Source organism: Paenibacillus sp. FSL R5-0766 (assembly GCF_037971845.1).
Lineage (GTDB): Bacteria > Bacillota > Bacilli > Paenibacillales > Paenibacillaceae > Paenibacillus.
Genome location: NZ_CP150227.1, coordinates 454,940 through 469,709, shown reverse-complemented (window position 1 = coordinate 469,709; position 14,770 = coordinate 454,940). Strand labels below are relative to the sequence as shown.

At 46.9% G+C, this 14,770-nt stretch carries 13 protein-coding genes; 8 read left to right on the top strand and 5 right to left on the bottom strand.

All coding sequences use genetic code 11. The features are described 5' to 3' along the window. Nucleotides 1-36: 36 nt before the first annotated feature. Complete coding sequence (locus tag MKY66_RS02210) at nucleotides 37-1,068, bottom strand: BMP family protein (protein ID WP_017691014.1); 1,032 nt, start codon at nucleotides 1,066-1,068, stop codon at nucleotides 37-39. Nucleotides 1,069-1,344: 276 nt separating this feature from the next. On the opposite strand from MKY66_RS02210, the gene MKY66_RS02205 reads away from it, so the two are divergent. From MKY66_RS02205 to MKY66_RS02190, 4 genes are all read left to right on the top strand, one after another. Then, complete coding sequence (locus MKY66_RS02205) at nucleotides 1,345-2,766, top strand: hypothetical protein (protein ID WP_083657359.1); 1,422 nt, start codon at nucleotides 1,345-1,347, stop codon at nucleotides 2,764-2,766. Between the two features lie 354 nt (nucleotides 2,767-3,120). Then, the gene (locus MKY66_RS02200) at nucleotides 3,121-4,299 is read left to right on the top strand and encodes an IS110 family transposase (RefSeq protein ID WP_076217271.1); all 1,179 of its coding nucleotides are present in this window, start codon (nucleotides 3,121-3,123) and stop codon (nucleotides 4,297-4,299) included. Between the two features lie 249 nt (nucleotides 4,300-4,548). Then, complete coding sequence (locus MKY66_RS02195; RefSeq protein ID WP_076216483.1) at nucleotides 4,549-5,139, top strand: DUF5317 domain-containing protein; 591 nt, start codon at nucleotides 4,549-4,551, stop codon at nucleotides 5,137-5,139. Nucleotides 5,140-5,450: 311 nt separating this feature from the next. Continuing rightward, a complete protein-coding gene (locus MKY66_RS02190) occupies nucleotides 5,451-7,283 on the top strand; it encodes a diguanylate cyclase (protein ID WP_076216485.1) in 1,833 nt (610 codons plus the stop codon). Nucleotides 7,284-7,416: 133 nt separating this feature from the next. Here the strand turns inward: MKY66_RS02190 and MKY66_RS02185 are convergent, their stop codons facing one another. Then, nucleotides 7,417-7,584, bottom strand: a complete 168-nt coding sequence (locus MKY66_RS02185) for a hypothetical protein (protein ID WP_017691019.1) — start codon at nucleotides 7,582-7,584, stop codon at nucleotides 7,417-7,419. Between the two features lie 304 nt (nucleotides 7,585-7,888). Here MKY66_RS02185 and MKY66_RS02180 point away from each other — a divergent pair, with 304 nt between their 5' ends. The 4 genes from MKY66_RS02180 to MKY66_RS02165 all read left to right on the top strand — a co-directional run bounded on the left by MKY66_RS02180 (nucleotide 7,889) and on the right by MKY66_RS02165 (nucleotide 12,581). After that, a complete protein-coding gene (locus MKY66_RS02180) occupies nucleotides 7,889-8,719 on the top strand; it encodes a histidine kinase (protein WP_076216487.1) in 831 nt (276 codons plus the stop codon). Nucleotide 8,720: 1 nt separating this feature from the next. Next, nucleotides 8,721-9,377: a response regulator transcription factor gene (locus MKY66_RS02175; protein WP_036616682.1), complete on the top strand. Its 657-nt coding sequence runs from the start codon at nucleotides 8,721-8,723 to the stop codon at nucleotides 9,375-9,377. A 249-nt stretch (nucleotides 9,378-9,626) separates the two neighbouring features. Then, entirely contained in the window at nucleotides 9,627-11,342 is a 1,716-nt protein-coding gene (locus tag MKY66_RS02170; protein ID WP_083657378.1) for a copper resistance protein CopC, read from the top strand. Nucleotides 11,343-11,804: 462 nt separating this feature from the next. After that, nucleotides 11,805-12,581, top strand: a complete 777-nt coding sequence (locus MKY66_RS02165; RefSeq protein ID WP_076216489.1) for a YcnI family protein — start codon at nucleotides 11,805-11,807, stop codon at nucleotides 12,579-12,581. A gap of 227 nt (nucleotides 12,582-12,808) precedes the next feature. Here MKY66_RS02165 and MKY66_RS02160 read toward each other — a convergent pair whose 3' ends face one another. The 3 genes from MKY66_RS02160 to MKY66_RS02150 are packed head-to-tail and all read right to left on the bottom strand — an operon-like array spanning nucleotide 12,809 to nucleotide 14,770. Next, nucleotides 12,809-13,081 (bottom strand): hypothetical protein, encoded by a 273-nt coding sequence (locus MKY66_RS02160; protein WP_076216491.1) that lies wholly within the window; start codon nucleotides 13,079-13,081, stop codon nucleotides 12,809-12,811. A gap of 51 nt (nucleotides 13,082-13,132) precedes the next feature. Then, the gene (locus MKY66_RS02155) at nucleotides 13,133-14,473 is read right to left on the bottom strand and encodes a hypothetical protein (protein ID WP_256704352.1); all 1,341 of its coding nucleotides are present in this window, start codon (nucleotides 14,471-14,473) and stop codon (nucleotides 13,133-13,135) included. 15 nt (nucleotides 14,474-14,488) lie between these two features. Then, nucleotides 14,489-14,770 carry a hypothetical protein gene (locus MKY66_RS02150; protein WP_076216493.1) on the bottom strand — a complete coding sequence of 94 codons (282 nt, stop codon included), beginning with the start codon at nucleotides 14,768-14,770 and terminating at the stop codon, nucleotides 14,489-14,491.

The following is a 14,770-nucleotide window of genomic DNA, read 5'->3' as shown; positions in this document are numbered from 1 at the left end:
TTTCCATCACTCATTCATTGAAAAGAACATTCAAAACTATTGTTGCAATGGATCTTTAACTACGATTTTGCCGGATACAATATCATCCTTGATTGCTTTAACCTTGTCGATCACTTCTTGTCCAACAAAAGCATTCAATGGGGATTCGCTATCACGTGTAACGTAAGTCAGGCCTACACCGTCTTCTTTCAAACCATAGTTTACTGCACCTGCTTTGAAGTTGCCTTCAACAAAATCTTTCACGGTCTCATAAGCAACCGTATCGGTTGACTTCAATTGAGACAATACGATATGTTCCGGGTCTTCAACAGTACGGTCCGTATCCTGACCGGAAGTGTAGAATCCTTTTTCTTTCGCTGCTTCGAACACGCCGAGATCACCTACAGCGGATGCGCCAGCGATGAAATCAGCGCCTTTGCCGAATTGTACCAGCGCCAATTCTTTTGCTTTGGCCGGGTCATTAAATCCACCTACATAGTTCACGAGGAATTCTGCATCCGGATTAACGGATTCCAATCCAGCTTTGAACCCTTCCGTATATTTCTTGATCAATGGTACATCCATTGCTGCGATCATGCCGACTTTGTCTGTTTTGGTGGACAATCCAGCAGCTGCACCGAGCAGGTACGCCCCTTCATATTCACGGAAACCAACGCTACGAACGTTAGGAAGATCAACGGTTGTATCTACAATTGCAAAAGACTTGTCCGGATTCTCTGCTGCGACTTTCTTCAATGCATCTTCTGCCTGGAAAGTTGCTGTAATAATCAGATCATAATTCTCGGCAACCGCAGCACGCAGATTTTGTTCAAATGCTGCCGGGTCTGTCGATTCAATCGTCTTGGTATCTACTTTGAATTCTTCACCTGCTTTTTTGAAGCCTTCATCCATCTGTACAAAGAAAGGGTTAACCCCTATTTTTTCGGGAAGTACGAGGGCCATCCGAAGAGATTTCTCCGAATCACTGCCTTGGGCGGATTGTTCGTCTTTGGAAGCCGAATTTCCACAAGCTGCTAACAAAATAGCCAACATGATGATCGATAAGACGAACGATAAACCTCTTTTCATTTTGAAAATACCCCTTTTCAACATTCTTTTTTCTTATCCTAGCGGATACTGTCGATCCTTGTCAATAAATCTTTGAGCGTATACACTCAAATAGAATATAATTGACAATTCACTTTCTACCAAGCTTTGGAAACCGTTCTGTATCAAGCTTTTTTTCGTTGACATCCAGCGCGTCTCCGTGCTAAAGTCAATCCAATTATTCTATTCTGATAGGAATTGTCAGAATTATAACCCAAAGCTAATTAATTTCCAACCCATTTTAAGGAGGCTATTCATTTGAAAAAAATCACCCAGATCACGTTGGCGGCCCTACTCGCCGCTCCGGTAACACTCGGCAGCCTAAGCTTGCCTGCTTCCGCTTCTGCAGCATCTGCAACTCCGGCTAAACCAACCACATCACAAAGTGTCAAAGGACCGGTGGCTCAGGCGCCAGTTGCCTATACGGAGAGCGCAGCGGATTTTGCTCAATTCTTGCAAGCGAAATATAACATTCAATTGCCGCAACAGATTACCAAAGGTGATTTCATTCAAGCCATTGCAGCCATCACGGAAGCAACTCAAGCAAGTGACAGTGAAGCCAAAGCTCCTGTCTTTACCGATCTGTCTTCTGGTGATTCTTCATATGATGCTGCCGTATCCTTGTACAATAATGGGGTTCTTACGGGTACAGAAGTACGTGCCAAGGATCAACTGAGCACTTATGCAGCGGTCTTCATCGCGGTGAAAACAGCCGGATTCAAGGAACTGGCTTATACATATCCTGCAGAGAAAACAGCCAAAGCGCTTGCCAAAGTTGGCATTAACCCGAACCGTGTTCAGGGACAAGCCGCACAGGAACTGGCTGCAGCGATCGATACAGGCCTGATTCCCGAAAGCCTATACCCCGCTCTCCTTAAAGGTGGCGTAGCAAGTAAAGATTTCGCTAATACTTTGCTTGGACGCGTACTGGTCAGTCAAGGGAAATACAAACATGAGATTGGGCGTTCCGGCGATGCGGACATCTATTCCAAACTGTATGCTGCATATCGCACAGCGGATCTGATCGAATCACCTGAGCTGAGAAAGATTGTGGATCAGGCGCTGCGAGATGATCTCGTAACAGGTTATAACCTGAAGGATAGCCGCTTTGATTCCAACTTTATCGATGAACTGACACTTACCTACGGCCACGATAATATTCAGCATGCTGTACAGTTGGTTGGTTTGCTGCGTAGCGAAGGTATTGACGCCGATGTACAATTCCAGCCGAAGACATCTGCCTTCATTTATTTGAAGGAATGGGGCGAGCCGAAGGAAACACCTGATTATAAAGTGACACAGATCGATAACGGTAACTATATTGCCTCTGCGAAGGAATATGATATTCAGTTCGAGTTCAACAATGTGGCAGACAAAGTCCACTTCAACGACATTGTGCTGAAATACGCCAAGAAGAACAGTGACAGTACATCTCCACTGATTCTCAGTTCCTGGTGGCAACCGCTGTATTATTCACCAACTGCATTGGCGAACTACCCTGTCATTTCCAATAATAAGATCGCGCTTGGCAATTACTATGCTCAGTCCTTCTCTCTGAAAGAGAATGCCAAATCCATTCGGGAAGGTTTCCTGAAGTTGGCACCTGATGCGGACATTACGACGTATGACTTCTGGGTGGATCAGCCTTTCTTCAACTATCTGAACGGTGGATCCGAATAAAATAAATGCCGTCTCCAACCGAATTAAAGCTCGTATTTTGGCACCATAAGCAGCCGTCCTTTACCGAATTTTACAGGGGTTTCGACCCCTAGATTCGTAAAGGCGGTTTTCGTATTATCAGGTTAGCCAGTAATTACTGGTTGGCCTTTTTTTGTGGTCGTTTTACGATGGGGGAAGCCGGGAGAACGTGGCGGTTTTAGGGGCTAGGACCTCGTAACAAAAACAGTTCTCCCACGACCTCCAAAAGACCATGTTTGGGCTGGTAGGGGCAGTTGACCCCGTATAACAAGCGAAGCTATGGGTTTGGAACCATCGTGGAAAGGACCGGCGAAACAAAAGATAAGGAGTGAGCATATGGAACCTGTTGTTGGTGTAGATGTCGCTAAAGGTTCAAGTGTGATACAGGCGTTTCAAAAACGAAATGAACCCGTTGGCAAAGCTATCGTCATTGAGCATGCTGCGAGTGGATTCGAACAATTCACGGAGATGTTAGGGGCCCTTCAAGCCGAAACGGGTGTTGCTCCTGTGGTTGTTTTGGAAGCGACTGGGCATTACCATCGTGCCTTGGTGTCCTGTCTGAATCGGAGTGGCTACACCTACTACATTGTGAATCCCTTGCAATCCAAGCGAGCCAAGGGAACGCAGTTACGCAAAGTTAAAACAGATGCTGCAGATGCTTGGCATCTGGCAGAGATGTACTATCGCGGCGACGTGAAGCCACATCGAAATTGGGATGAGACGTTTACAGAGCTACAGCATTTGACTCGGCAGCATGAGTTTGTCACGGGAATCTTTGTGCAGGCGAAGCTGAACAGCAGAGCCTTGCTGGAGCAAGTGTTTCCGGCGTATGAGCAGATATTTTACAATGTGTTTTCAACCACATCATTGACGGTGCTGTCTCATTGTTTGGAGGGAAGTGTGGCGAATTGGAATGAAGTCATTCAGGGTAATTCGGGACGATCCCATTCCAAGCGATGGGCCCATGAAAAAGCGAGAAAACTGGAGGAAGTACTGGATGAATGGAGAGGAATTCGGCGTAGCCCCGCTCAAAGCAAGGCACTGCTCGGAATGGTCTCTTTATTGTTGACGATGATTCAGCAACTGGAGGAACTCGAAAAACAAATGGAGGAACTCGCAGAAAATCTGCCCGAAGTCGAACTGGTGAGAAGTATCCCGGGAATTGGAACGAAACTGGCCGCAGCCATTGTAGCTGAACTAGGTGATGTGAAACAGTTTAGTGATGCGAAGCAACTTGTGGCGTTTGCGGGCCTTGACCCCGGGATTTTCAGTTCAGGAAAGTTCACAGCGACAAGTACACGAATCACGAAACGAGGTTCTAAAAGGCTCAGACGTTCGCTATATTTAGCGGTGCAATGTGGAATGCGAAAGAATGCGAATGCAAGAATCCGTTCGTACTACGAGAAAAAAAGAAACGAGGGCAAGCCCTACAAGGTGGCTGTGATCGCCTGCGCAAACAAGCTGTTGCATCACATTTTCGCCATCTTGCAGAAGGGCCAGCCCTACCAAGTTTAATCCATATTTAACCAAAACCTCCATTGCAGTGGAGGTTATTTGCATTGGTCGAAAAAAGTATAACATGAAAAGAAAACTCATCCAACCTGAAATGCTTGACAAACATTAGCTGGTTTTTGTTCAGCATTTTGCAAATTTCTTCTACAAAATCATTTTTCTCATGCAGGATTTACCAATATAAGGTCGAATCCTTTATGTACACAAACACGCAATCATATTGCATATCTCCGCACGAACAGGAGTTACTCCATGGTATATGACGGTATTCTACTAGGCTTGATCGTTGGATTTTTTCGGGGCGGGTTGCGGCATGGGCTCAACCAGTTTGCAGCACTCAAGCTGCGAAGCGGCTGGATTTTCCCTGTATTGTTACTAATCCAGTTCTTTATTTTCTATCTCCAGGAACGATTCGAATGGGTGGCATCCATTAATGGATATCTCTTTGCTGCCGTCTACATTACAGGGCTTGCTTTCCTGTGGCTCAACAGACACCATACCGGTTTCATGCTCATCTGGATTGGGGTATTTCTCAATTTTGCCGTTATGGCTGTAAATGGTGGGCGCATGCCTGTTTCTGTGGAAGCCTCCGCTGTACTGGGTCCCTATTATGTAGACATGCTCAGGGAAGGCGGCGCCGTATCAAAGCATTTTATGATGGATGCATCTACAAATCTGCCTTTTCTCGGTGATATCATCCCACTCTCCAGTCCTTATCCACGGACTCAGGTGATCAGTATCGGTGATGTGGTCATGAACGTTGGCATATTCCTTTTTATCCAATACATGATGGTGAATCGGGACAAAAAGGCTGTGCAACCTGCTAAAACTCATCAGGCTTAATGAGAACCAGGTAGACTCCAAGGAAGGGAGGTCTTCTCCATGAAAAAATTTGAAGGTGTGAAATATTCCCGCATTGTCATCAACGCAATCATCGTGGCTTCTGTCGTTGTAGCATTAACTTCGGGATACAAGCTGGGCGGCTAGTATCCATACCGCCAAACAAGACAAACAGGCTGCCAGCGGCCTGTTTTTTCTGTCTGGATTTTTGGCAGGCAACTTGGTATGTTATACATCTATATAGTATATCCCTATAGAAGAACACCAACTATATACACATCAAGATTAGACTAAACTCAAGCAGGAGATTTTTTATGAACTTTATTCGTAACCTTATCCATAAGGCAGATCGAAGCAGTCTGTATGTTATTTTGCTTAGTTGTACCGGGATCGGTGTTTTTCTGTACATGAATAAATGGTCTTACCTTCATCTAACCACGGCGGATTGGGTCATGGTCTACACCATGCTGGGTGCGGCGTTAATTCTGGATTATTTCACGTTCCAGATTCCACCCAAAGGCAATCAGCAATCCATGGATTCATCGGTATACCTTGCCTGTATATTCATGTTTGGCGGAGCTTTCAGTCTGTCTGTACTGCTACCTGTCTCCATCATCTTGTTAATCAAAGAGCGCAAGCTCACCTGGTGGAAACACATTGTCAATTTCAGCATCTACAGTATCATGATTACGGGAGCAGCTGCCGTGTTTGAGTGGACTGGCGGGCAATCGGGAACTCTGGACGGCTATAACCTGATTCCTTATTTTGCAGCGCTCGCAGCCTACTTCATCATCAACACGATCACACTTGGCTTATTCTTTCATTTCTCAACAAAGGATGCATTACAGCAGATGAAGCGGGCATTCGTTACGGAATCGCTGCTGGTTTATTTATGTACGCTGATTCTGGCGCTGGTCCTGACAATTCTGGTTGTGCACAATGGCGTACTTGGCCTGTTGTTGTATCTGAGTCTCAGCATTCTTCTGTCCCACGCATTCAGGCAGTTGTTTGTGATGTATCAGACCATTGAGGAGAAAGCTAACACGGATCAACGTACGGGTCTGTTCAACCATAGCTATTTTGAGAGTATGTTGGAAAATGAACTGACTACCGCTCGAACGCAGGGAACCCCGCTCTGTCTGGGACTTATTGATATCGATGATTTCAAAAAGTATAACGATCGGTTTGGCCACCTTCAAGGTGACAGTCTGCTGGCCCTGCTGGGGGATTTTCTGATGCGAAAGACGGAAGGCACACCTGTTACCGCCTTTCGTTATGGAGGGGAAGAGTTCACTTTGCTCATGCCAGGCATGGAGTTGGACGAATCCTACAGGTTCATGAACAAGCTGCGTAAACAACTGAACGACACGCCGTTTGAAGGCGTTGAAGTGTTTCCACACGGTTGTCTCTCCTTCTCTGCTGGCGTCGCGCCCTATCAGGTGGATATGTATAACAAATCCCAGCTTGTGGATCAGGCGGATAAAGCACTGTATTATGCGAAGAAACAGGGCAAGAACAACGTACACCGCCACGGCAGCAATGATGGCATGGAACACGAGATTGATCTGGTACAGGACGTTCGTGACATCGAGCAGCAGCTTAATTTGTTCAGATACAAGGATATGGATACGTTTAAACATTCCAAACGGGTCTACAAATATGCACTCGATATCAGTGAATTGCTCACACTGGACAATGCGGAGAAACGTCGTTTTGTGCTGGGAGCACTGATTCATGACATCGGCAAACTGGAGATTCCATGGTCCATTCTGAACAAAAAGGACAAGCTCACCGCAGAAGAATGGGAAACGATCAAAGGACATGTCACCTGGGGCAAAAAAATGGTGATCACGAACGATCGCTTCGCGGATCTGATTCCGTATATTGAACTTCACCACGAGCGCTATGATGGCAAAGGCTATCCTTACGGCCTGAAGGGTAACGAGATTCCCCGGCTCTGCCGGATGCTGACCGTGATTGACTCCTTTGATGCCATGACGACAGAGCGGCCGTATCAGGAAACCAAGAACGTGGAAGAAGCGATTCGGGAGCTACGCTCATGTTCGGGTTCACAGTTCGATCCGGAGCTTGCCGAGTTGTTCATTCAATATATTGAGAAAAGAACCGCTCAGCAACAGTTGCAGTAAAATAAAAAGAGCTTCTTCTATAAGCCCAGAAAAAGTAAAAGCGCTATCCCCGGTCTGATCGGAGATAGCGCCATTTTCATTTTCATGGAATGAATCGTACACCAGACAACTTCATTCTCGTGCAGATTCTACATTAAGATTTGGTATTCAGTTCATGTGAGGTCTGATGCAGCTCTTTAATCATCTGCTGCAAAAACATGTTGTCTTGGCGACTGATACCGTGCTGATTGTCTTGAACAAGCATCTGGTGAATGTTCTTTTTGAGCAATTCACTGCGACGTTCCAATACTTCTTGACTCATGTTGTTGCTTCACTCCTTAACATGTTTTGTAATGAATTCACGTTCTATATAAGTATAGAGGACCTTCTCCGATAGGGAAAACGGACTCAGCCTTCCTCAGCTGGTCACACCAACCCTCACCTAGCGTGACAACATTTCACCCCTTGTCATTCTTAGATATCCTTTTAAATACTCCCAGATCCTCCCCAGCTTTCTCCAAAGACACAGACTAGGGTCTTGGACAAGCTTGCGTTATAATGGTCCCATCCCTGTATAAATAAAGTACCTCATTAAGCTAATCCTAGATCAAAGGAGTTCTGCATTCATGTCCTATAAACAAATTAAATGGATGATTCTGCTGATCCCCACTTTCACGGTTGGCATCTGGGAATATATTCGCCATCAGTTTCTGATGCCGTACCTTTCGATGGATGCTGGAAACTGGTTAACACCCGTCATCGTTTACCTCGTCAGCGTGACCCTGCTCAGCCGATTGTTCCACATGCTCGAAGGTGCCAGGGCTGCTCTGGAGCAGGAACGTGCCGCGAAAGCAGCTCTGGAAGCTCGTGACCAATTGGCACGGGAACTTCACGACGGCATATCTCAGTCTCTTTTCCTACTGTCAGTAAAGACCGATAAAGCAGGCCGTAGTCTGGCAGGGAGCGGGCATGAGCATGAGATCCAGGAGATTCAAAAAACCGTGCATGAAGTCAATACATATGTAAGGCAAGCCATTGCCCAGTTGCGTTATGTTCCCTCCTCTACCGTGGCACCCGAGATTATTTCACTGCATGCGCAGGTCGAAGTTCTCGTCAAAGAAACGGTACCTGGTGCACAGATTCATTGGGACCTCAGTGGTGTAACGTTCTCTGCCAAGGAGCAAGTGGAACTGCTCGCCTGTATCCGGGAGGGTTTACTGAATGTACGCAAACATGCGCAGGCTACCCGCGTTCAGGTTCACGCGGAAGGTAACCCAATTGCCTGGTTCATTTATATTCAGGATAATGGGAATGGACTACGTGGAGATCCTCTTCATCTGAAGGATCGGTACGGACTGCGAATTACGAAAGAGCGTGCTGCCGAGATGGGGTGGTCTTTTACCCTCGATTCAAGATCAGGGCATACACGAATGACGATAGGAAAGGAGCATACTTAATATGGAACATGTACGTGTATTGGTTGTTGATGATCATGCGCATGCGCGTGAAGCGATCTGTAGCATTTTATCCGAGGACAGCCTGTTTGAAGTGATTGGTACAGCTTCGAATGGACAGGAAGCGCTGGAGCTCACCGGGCAATGGATGCCCGACCTGATCTTGATGGACGTGCAGATGCCGGGCATGGATGGGCTGGAAGCGACCCGTCAGATCAAGCTGCGATTCCCTTATGTTATTGTTGTTATGGTCACGGTATCGGATGATGTGACGTTTCTGTTCGAAGCATTGAAACAAGGCGCCCAAGGCTATTTGCTCAAAAATCTAACACCTTCCACCTGGCTTGAATACCTGCGCGCCATCGTCAGTGACGATGCACCGCTCAGTAAGGAACTGGCCTACCGGATTTTGCAGGAGTTTCCCGCACCACGCAGTGAAGATGTGCAAGATAACCCGCTAACGGCGCGGGAACTTGAGATCCTGCAATGGGTATCCGCGGGATATACCAATCGGGAGATTGCCGATCAACTCGGTATTTCAGACCAGACGGTGAAGAATCATCTCAAAAACATTTTGCAGAAGCTCCAGCTTGAAAACCGGGTACAACTCACCCGCTATGCGCTAGAGAGCGGGCTTGCAGGACGTAAACTTCGCAAATAGCGCAGTTTCGTAGTGATATGTGAATGGTAGCACAAACGCATCACATACCTATATGAGATTTGTAACATGAGACGAGATGTTGTTCTACAACATACACATTCATGCTTTTGTCACATTTATGTAGACCAAATCGTTTTTTTATAGCCCAATGTAGTCATACGCAGTCATTTTGGACAAAGTTATAATGGGTTAGATTGTGTTTAAAGGCCATGAATGACTACAAATCTATAACCTGAGGGTGATGATTTTTTGATTTTTACACGCTTTACCCTGAAATGGGGCAAACGGCACTGGGCATTGGTCACCTGTCTGTTGCTCGTGTGCTGCCTTGTTATGCCACAGTGGGCATCTGCCCATGCTTATATTGTTAAGGCTTCGCCAGGAGAAAATGAGACCCTCGTAGCTGCTCCGGAGCGGCTGACGCTGGAGTTCAACGAATCCTTGCAGACGGCCTTTTATGATATCAAAATTACCAGCCCTGACGGCAATCAGGCAGACGATGGAAATGTAAAGATCGATGTGGATCGCCCTCATATTCTGGAGACTGGCCTGCAGGCTGGACTCGGGAACGGGACTTATGCCGTTAACTGGAAAGCTGTATCTGCCGATGGACACCCGATTCAAGGGGCATATGTTTTCCATATCGGTGAACCGTCCGGTTCTCCTGCCGGACTGAGTGATCTTACATCCGGTTCCGGTTCAACAGGCGGGCCGCTGAAATGGATCGTTTCCCTGACAGACTGGATTCAGTATCTCGGATTGTCTGTTATTCTGGGGACACTTGCATTCTTGCTGCTGCGAATTGCACCGACATCCATGACAAGAGAACCTATGGACGTTCCGGGCAGCTACAGATTGTTATGGATCAGCTATGCTGCTGCTTCCTTTGCCGCCTTGGTCAGCCTGCCACTGAATACATTGTATGAATCTGGTGTGGCTCTGAACGAACTAAGCTGGGGACTGATCGGAAGTGCGCTCAAGCTGACATCCTTTGGTCAGATCTGGATGTTACAAATACTCATTGTAATGCTGCTGGCCGTCACGATTCTCTCCGGATATGATCGCGATCGATCCATCCGTGCTCGCATCTGGTCTTCTTACGGCTCACTTGTGCTCGTGCTTGGATGGCTGTTCACGCATGCTATGACGGGACATCCGGCTGCGGCGGATCAACGTGCTCTCGCGATTGCCATGGATTTCATACATCTGATCGGTGCCGCTTTCTGGATTGGCGCACTAACCGCCATGGCGATATGTCTGCCTCCACTGGCCGATAAGCTGCCATCGAAGGTACGAGGAGAAGTTTACTGGGTTGCTATTCGCAGGTTTACCGCCTGGGGGATTGGCGCCGTAGCCGCTCTGGTTGCTACAGGAATATACAGCAGTCTGATTATTCTACCAGCACCTGTGCTGACTTCCTTGTTCACTACAGCCTATGGCCTTGTCCTGATTGGCAAGATCGTCCTGCTTATTGTGATGGTTCTCTTTGCATGGCGTCATGCCAGATTGGCAAGAGCAGCAACGGGAAGCAGATTATCCGGCAGCCTGAAAGCCGAGCTTGCTACTGGTGCTGTGATTCTCGCTCTTGCTGCCGTACTAACACACCTGTCTCCGGGACAACCAGCAGCGGTCGGTCCGTATCAGGAGACAAAGACTACAGAAGACGGCTCGTCGATCACACTTCAGGTGAGTCCCAATGTAACGGGAGAGAACCAATTTGAAGTCGATGTGAAACGTGCAGATGGCAGTATCGTTAATGATCTGGAACAGATCACCCTTTCACTCACACATCTGGACATGGATATGGGAATCTATGAGATCACCATTCCGAAAAATGATACTGGTGTGTACAAGGCTGAAGATTACATCTCCATGCCTGGACGTTGGAATATCAAGGTACATCTCCTGACCAAAACGCTGGATGCACTGGATGCCGAATTTGAGATTGATACCACCAAGCCATAGTTACACAACGTTTATATTGAAAAGTGACCCAATCTAAAATGAGTGTTTCTACAAACTGCAAATGTAGTGAAGGGAACGAAATGATTCTGAGAAGCGAAGCACTCGCCTTTATTCCCGGATTTCAACTTATTACTATTTAAATTGAACTATTATTTACACTGAAACGGAGAGGGCAGAAAAAACCTGAAAAAGCGAAGCGTTCGCCTTTATCACCAGATTTTCCCCTTTGAGAAAAGAGAATCAAAAAATCTGGGGATAACAGCTATTGGAAGGTTATTCTGTCATCGGAGTGTATGTGTAAACCATCTTTAGTTCAATTTATATAGTTGGATCAATAAATTCCGGGAATAACGGTGATCGAAAGAACAATTCGTAACCGAAACGGCCTTTGCAGAACGTAGACACTCATTTAAGAAAATGGGCCGCATCATATATGATAAGAACTGAAAGGGGTTATTTATTTTGAAGAAAACATCATGGATTTCCAAACTAACATCCACTATCGCAACAGGTACCGCAGCATTCATGTTATTCGCCGGATTCGCGAGCGCTCATGTTACCGTTAGCCCATCCGTTGCACAGACAAGTGCATGGCAGACGTACACGATTAAGATTCCATCCGAGAAAGAACTGCCTACAACCAAAATCACCATGAAAGTTCCAGAAGGTGTTGCATTCAAGCAGTATCAACCACTGGCAGGCTGGAAAATCACTACAGAGAAAAACGATTCCAATGAAGTAACCTCGATCACATGGGAAATTGACGGCGATAACGAAGGCATTCTGGCAGGACAATTCCAGCAGTTCAACTTCGTTGCACAGAACCCTAAGGCGGAAGCTGAAGTAGCTTGGGATGCGTTCCAATATTACAGTGATGGCAGCATCGTAGAATGGACAGGCCAACCAAGTGACGCTAACCCGCACAGTATCACAACGATCAGCGAAGATCCGGCTGCTGCTGGTAATGCTGCGGCAGGTGGAGGTCATGCCAACGATGGACATGATAGCGCAGGTACAGAAGGCGCAACTGGGGATAATGCAGCTACCGACGATAGCAAAGCAAACGATGATACCACGCTGGGCGATGCACTCAATGACACCGTTACAGGTGAACCAAACAACACGGATTCAGACCCAGGTACACTGAAACTTCAACAAGCAACATTGATCGTATCCATTCTGGCCCTGATCCTGTCCTTCTTGGGGATTGCGTTGGCTACACGTCGCAAAAAACGTTAAGAACTAACTTACAGTTTTACGAAACCCTGAGAAAAATTCAGATAACAAAAAGCCTATGGCATACGGGTTCAAACCCGATGTGCCGTAGGCTTTTTAGCTATCATCATTTTGATTGGCTACCCATGTTCTTTACAATCCGTGGTTTAGGCACTAAACATGCTGTTCCACGGTCACACTCTTATCCGCGCTGATTGCCATCCGCAATATGGCATCAGCCTTACCACTCTTTAGCGTCCCTGATCCGTCTGGATCATGATCTCAATGTATTGCAGCAAGCTTTTCTTCTGCTGTTCAATGGATTGAATGCGTCTGGACAGGCCCGCAAAAAACTCTTCAATCTGCTGTCTTGTATGATCTGCGGACTGGCCTTTCCAATCGTTCAGGCGACTGTATAACGCCCGCGCTTCCTGTTCATCGGCTTGCAGACGGGCAAGCAGCTGTGTCAGTTCTTTTTCCGCAATTCGAAGATCATCCAATTCCACCAGCAATTGTCCACCCACTTGCGTTCCCCTCCCCCATGTACGTGATATCGATATTAACCAACCTGGTTCCTAATTAAAATGAACCGGGCTCTCGTCAGCCTGCCGGAAGGCATCTGCTTTCTCATCAATAAAGTTCAGGAACTGACTGGTATGTTTCATATGCCATGTGCTAAGTTCTTGAATCGACGCGTCCAGTTGGGTGACAATCGGCTCCAGCCTGCGACTGCGACTTGTATGCAGGTATTGAGCCATGCGGCTTCGTACCTGGTTTAGCTCAGCATTGCATTGTTGTGCATTTTGCTTCCACCGCGAAGCGACACTTTTCAGTTCTTCCGGCGTTACCTGAATCAGACCTGAAGCCGCAGCAGCCGAAGCCATACCTCCACCGCCACCAGACTTGGAACGTAACGGACCTAAGTTCTTGCTGAACGGTCCCATGTGATCCATAAGGCGTGGTGAATAGCGGATTCTCTCTCCAGTAATCGGATCGTACAGGTCATTGGATATGTAACCATTTTTGAAATCATATTGATCCAGACTGTGATAGTTCTCCCCGCCAAATGAGTTCTTGGCTTTATCGATAATACTCACGCCGTCATTCGCCGAGTCATAATCGGAGTTGATGTAATAGGTCGATCCTACATGCCGGTCATATCCTCCCAGCGTTCCGCTGGCTACCAGATCACTGGGATTTGCATAGTTCACAACCTGCCCGTCAAATGCACCCGATTCAGCTCGGCGTCGCATTTCTGGCGTCAAATTCCCCATTACAGATGGTGCACTAAACGTCACGGCTGGAATTCCTGTATAAGCAGAAGCATATTGTGCATTTCCCCCGCCCAAGGAATGTCCGGTCATCGAGAAATTCAGATCCTTATGCTTGTTCTGCATGTGATTTGCGTAGTCTTCGGATTGATACATCTGATTGGCCCAGCCTGTAGGGGAAACGGTTTTCTCGATATCTTTTACGCGATCACCCGTCCAGTTCTCCACATCTCTTACCCTGTCACCAGCCCAATCCTCCACTTTGGATATCCCCGTGAAGTCCTTGACACCTTCGACCCCTTTGTCGAGCCAATCCGGCGTAAGATTATTGACAAAATTCCCGGCCTCCTGCTGGCCCTTACGAATCAACTCTCCGCCCCCAATGCGACCATCCATGACAAAGTCAGGTACAGAGCGATCCAAGGATGCACTTCCTTCTGTACCGCGATAAGCAATGACAGCTTCCTTGGTCTCGGGATTATAAAATGTTACAGCATCAAAACCGGAAAATTTATTACTTTCCGTCCCCTCAAGGACCTCCCATCCGGGAAGTTCCGTTAATTTGTCTCCAGCCTTTTGATCCTGGTAGGCTAGATCAGACATCGTTTTATACGTTTCATCATCAATATTGGACCCGTTACTCAATAACTACACCTCCCTTTATTTGTCGTATGGATTATGTCCCTTGGCCATCATCGCTTCCTCAATCTCAGGGCTAATGACCAGGTTCTTGGTTACCTTCTTTTTGTAGTCGTACGAAATGCCAAAGCTCTGATCTTCATGTTCTTTCACATGCCCTTTCAGCCCAATCTGGGACACTGCCATTTCCGGCAACAACTCTTTGCTTGTAATTACAACATCCAGTTCAAATTTCTGCTTGAAGTGCTGAATTACGGTTGCTTCAGCTTCTTGGTATAGAGCTTCCTTCTCACTTGCGTTCAT